We start from the raw sequence: 4,233 nt of genomic DNA, 5'->3' as shown, positions 1-4,233 counted from the left end.
TCTGTGGATTATTGCTGGTGTGGCTGATCCAAGGCCAACGCTTTACCGAATTAAACGGCATTATTTGGTTTTTATCGCAAGCTAAAGCGTATCCGATTATGCTCGTGATGTCGGCCATCGGCTTTTTCGGAGGCTTTTTCTCCGTACCGCTCTACACTTGGTTGCAAACCGCCAGCAGCGAAACCTTCCGCGCCCACGCCGTCGCCGCCAACAACATCATCAACGGCGTATTTATGGTGTCAGCCGCCATTTTGAGCGCAGTTTTGCTGATGTTGTTTGACAGCATCACGCTGCTGTATTTGATTGTTGCCGTGGGTAATCTTCCGTTGATTGTTTACCTCATCAAACGGGAATCGAAATTTATCGGGGATTTGACTGCTTTATTGAAAATCAGCAAATAAGGCCGTCTGAAATGTATCCCCACCATGCACATTTTCACTATTCAATCTCGTGGACAGCTTGTGCATAAATCAGATTACTGTCTGATTTAAAATTAAAAAACACATCTGCCTAAATTTTAAGCACAACTTTACTCCCAAACAAAATGCACATTTTCCCCAAACAAGCGTGTGCAAAGGCTGTGAATAAGTAAGCTTAATAATTGATATTTCAAAGAAAGACGATACTTGATTAATTTTTAGGCAGTTTATTAAAGGCCGTCTGAAACCTTTTTCAGACGGCCTGAGAGTATAATAACCACCTACCTTATAGTTCCCAAACGATATGATTTATCCATGGCATGAAACCCAATGGCAACAGCTCGCCGCCCATTGGCAAAACCGTCCCAACGCCTGGCTGTTTACCGGCAAAGAAAATACCGGCAAAACCGAGTTTGCCCGCTTTGTCGCGCAGGCATTGCTGTGCGAATCGCCCAAGTCCGGTCATGAACCCTGCGGCGAGTGTGCTTCGTGTCATTTATTCAGCCAAAATACCCATCCCGACTTTTATGAACTCACGCCGGAAATTCCCGAAGACGAGGCAACAGGACGCAAACTCCTGCAAATCAAAATCGATGCCGTGCGCGATATTGTGGAAAACATTTACCTGACTGCTGTCCGTGGCGGCCTGCGCGTGGTATTGGTGCATCCGGCGGAAAGCATGAACACACAGGCGGCAAACGGTTTGTTGAAAGCTCTGGAAGAGCCGCCGCAACACGTCGTTTTCCTGCTCGTTACCCATGCACGCGACAAACTCCTGCCCACCATCAAAAGCCGTTGCCGCCAGATGGTGCTGCCCTCGCCTACCCATGAGCAGGCTGCGGCATACCTGCGCCAACAGGGCGTGGAAAATGCCGAAGCCATGTTGGCATTCCACAGCGGCGCACCTTTATTCACGCCGACTCCAGAATTGGACGCATTACGCGAAGAGTTGCTGACGCTGCTGGCTGCCCCGCGCCTGTTGGCCATACTCGACTACGCCGCCGCGTTCGACAAACAAAAACAACCGCTGGCCGTTTTCATCGACTGGCTGCAAAAGTGGCTGATGGATGTCGGCTTGGCACAACAAAACATGGCGCCGCTTTATTATCCGCACCATGCCCAAGCCCTGCTTCAGACAGCCTCTAAAACCGATTCACGCAAGCTGTTTGCCCTATTGGGCCGTCTGAACGCGCTCAACCCTTACGGATATCATACCTTGAGTGTTAAAATGCAGCTTGAGTATCTGCTTATCGAATATTTGGATTTTTGGCAAAACAAACCCTAACAGGTAATCAATGATGAATAAAAAAGACATTCCGGCGAAGATGTTGGCTTTGCAACTCAAAGACCCCAATTTGTTGTACAACTGCTATATGCCGTTTTTAGAACACGGCGGCCTGTTCGTGCCGACCGATGACGTATTCTCCCTAGGCGAAGACATCCTCTTGGCCGTCGAAATCGCCGACTATCCCAAACGCTTCCTGCCAACCAAAGTCGTTTGGATCAATCCGGCGCGCACCTCGGCCCACCGCCCCAAAGGCGTAGGCCTTGCCTTTTCCGAACACGAAAGCTGCCAGCAGGCAAAAAACCTGATCGAAGCCGAGCTCGGTCCGCGCCTGCGCAGCGACCGTACTACTTTTACCCTGTAATACCATGCATTTAATCGATTCACATTGCCATCTCAACTTTGACGGCCTAAAAGACCGCCTGCCCGAAGTCTTTGCCAATATGGAAGCGCAAAGCGTCAAACAGGCGCTTGCCATCAGCGTCAGCAAACAAAGTTTTGCCGAAGTCTTCGACATTGCCCAGGCACACGACCACATCTACTGCACCATCGGCGTACATCCCGACAGCCAAGAAGCAGAAGAATTTACCATTGCCGAAATGGTAGAAGCGGCCAAACATCCCAAAATCGTCGGCATCGGCGAAACCGGTTTGGACTATTACTGGTGCAAAGGCGATTTGTCATGGCAACATCAACGCTTTGCCGACCATATCCAAGCCGCCAACGAAAGCGGCCTGCCCGTTATCGTCCATACGCGCGATGCGGCCGAAGACACGTTGCGGATTTTGAAAGAGTGCCACACCAACTCCGGCGTGATTCACTGCTTCTCTGAAGACATCGCCTTTGCCAAAGCCGCTTTGGATTTAGGGTTATATATCTCCTTCTCCGGCATTGTGACGTTTAAAAACGCACCGCTGATACAGGAAGCCGCCAAATACGTCCCTGCCGATAGAATCTTGGTAGAAACCGATGCGCCTTTCCTCGCGCCGGTTCCCAAACGCGGCAAACAAAACGAGCCGTCCTACGTCCGCTATACAGCCGAGTTCTTAGCCAATCTGCGCGGCGAGAGCTTGGAAACATTGGCACAAAACACCAGCGACAATTTCTATCGCCTGTTTAAGAAAGTACCCGATGGCCGTCTGAACAACGGCTAGGTCTAAAGCCTCTACCATCGGCTCTGCCTACCTGTCATCTAGATCCTGCCTCAAACTCAACGGTAAACTCGAAATGACCCGAGACAGAAACACAATCGGCTTGCGCTATCTTCCGAACGGCCAGCCTTTTGAAGAATGGGAATTTTCCCATCAACACAATAAATAAGTTTAAATTCAAAATATTGCTTTCCTAAGCCCGACAAAGCAAGAGGCCGTCTGAAAGTATTTTCAGACGGCCTCTTGCTTATTTTACCGATAGGATGTAAAACCTATCCTTCGAAATAAACGGCTCATCGAAACCGTACATCAATCGACACAATATGGACACAAACTCCGAAATGCACACCCACTCTAATTTTTACGCTATGCTGACTGCAGCCTGCCAAAAAAACAGTAAAGGCACGGTCATTTTCAACGACAAAGAAAAAATCAGCTATTCCTCCCTCAAGCGCGAAGTAGAAACCGTCGCCGCCTATCTGCAACACGAAGGCGTACAATATGGCGACAAGGTCGCCCTGGTCGTTTCCAACTCTCCCGAATTTATTACTGCCTATTTCGCCATTACTTCCATCGGAGCGGTAGCCGTCCCACTCAATGTCTTTTTGAAAAGCGAAGAATTTTCCTACATCCTCAATGACTGCGGCGCACGCTTTATGTTCGCCTCAGCGTCGTTGGCCAAAGAACTCAAAAACATCAAAGCCAAAACCAAAGTCAATAAAATCATCTGGATTGGCGAAACCAAAGCTGCCAGTAGTGATGACAGCTATTTCGATGCCGCGCGAACATTCCCCGGCAAGCCGAATCTGAGCCGTCAGCCGTCTGCCAACAATTTGGCGCACATTATCTACACCTCCGGCACAACCGGCCACCCCAAAGGCGCATTAATCAGTTATAGCAACCTGTTTTCCAACCTTTCAGGCATCGAACAAATTTTCCAAATTTCGCAAAAAGACCGCTTCGTTGTCTTCTTGCCCATGTTCCACAGCTTTACGCTGACCGCCATGGTTTTGCTGCCGATATATCAAGCCTGCTCGATTATTTTGGTCAAATCCGTCTTCCCGTTCTCCAACGTGTTGAAACAGGTTTTACTCAAACGCGCTACCATTTTCCTCGGCGTACCGGCCATTTACACCGCCATGAGTAAAACTAAAATCCCTTGGTATTTCAGATGGTTCAACCGCGTCCGTCTGTTTATCAGTGGCGGAGCACCTCTGGCCGGACAAACCATTGACGACTTTAAAGCCAAATTCCCGCGCGCCAAATTGTTAGAAGGCTACGGCTTGAGCGAATGTTCGCCCGTTGTGGCCGTCAATACACCCGACCGCCAAAAAACCGCCAGCGTCGGCGTTGCCCTGCCCGGCCTGACCGTGAAAGC

The 4,233-nt window shown here is 49.6% G+C and carries 4 protein-coding genes and 1 pseudogene; all 5 read left to right on the top strand.

What is annotated here, in order from left to right:
- A pseudogene (locus ACTHUE_RS11840) lies at positions 1-401 on the top strand (MFS transporter); the annotation flags it as partial.
- Positions 402-723: 322 nt separating this feature from the next.
- Entirely contained in the window at positions 724-1,704 is a 981-nt protein-coding gene (locus ACTHUE_RS11835) for a DNA polymerase III subunit delta' (protein WP_070461476.1), read from the top strand.
- A gap of 10 nt (positions 1,705-1,714) precedes the next feature.
- Positions 1,715-2,068: a PilZ domain-containing protein gene (locus ACTHUE_RS11830; RefSeq protein ID WP_003746058.1), complete on the top strand. Its 354-nt coding sequence runs from the start codon at positions 1,715-1,717 to the stop codon at positions 2,066-2,068.
- Between the two features lie 4 nt (positions 2,069-2,072).
- A complete protein-coding gene (locus tag ACTHUE_RS11825) occupies positions 2,073-2,858 on the top strand; it encodes a TatD family hydrolase (RefSeq protein WP_219089627.1) in 786 nt (261 codons plus the stop codon).
- Positions 2,859-3,178: 320 nt separating this feature from the next.
- The coding region (locus ACTHUE_RS11820; protein WP_440423538.1) for an AMP-binding protein at positions 3,179-4,233 on the top strand (1,055 nt) is incomplete at its 3' end.

The sequence above is a fragment of the Neisseria sp. P0021.S005 genome, assembly GCF_051956955.1.
The sequence above is the reverse complement of the archived record's forward strand: the minus strand, read 5'-3'. Positions and strand labels throughout refer to the sequence as shown.

Coding starts and splice junctions, on each gene's coding strand:
- ACTHUE_RS11835 (WP_070461476.1), top strand. CDS start 724: ATGATTTATCCATGGCATGAAACCCAATGGCAACAGCTCGCCGCCCAT.
- ACTHUE_RS11830 (WP_003746058.1), top strand. CDS start 1,715: ATGATGAATAAAAAAGACATTCCGGCGAAGATGTTGGCTTTGCAACTC.
- ACTHUE_RS11825 (WP_219089627.1), top strand. CDS start 2,073: ATGCATTTAATCGATTCACATTGCCATCTCAACTTTGACGGCCTAAAA.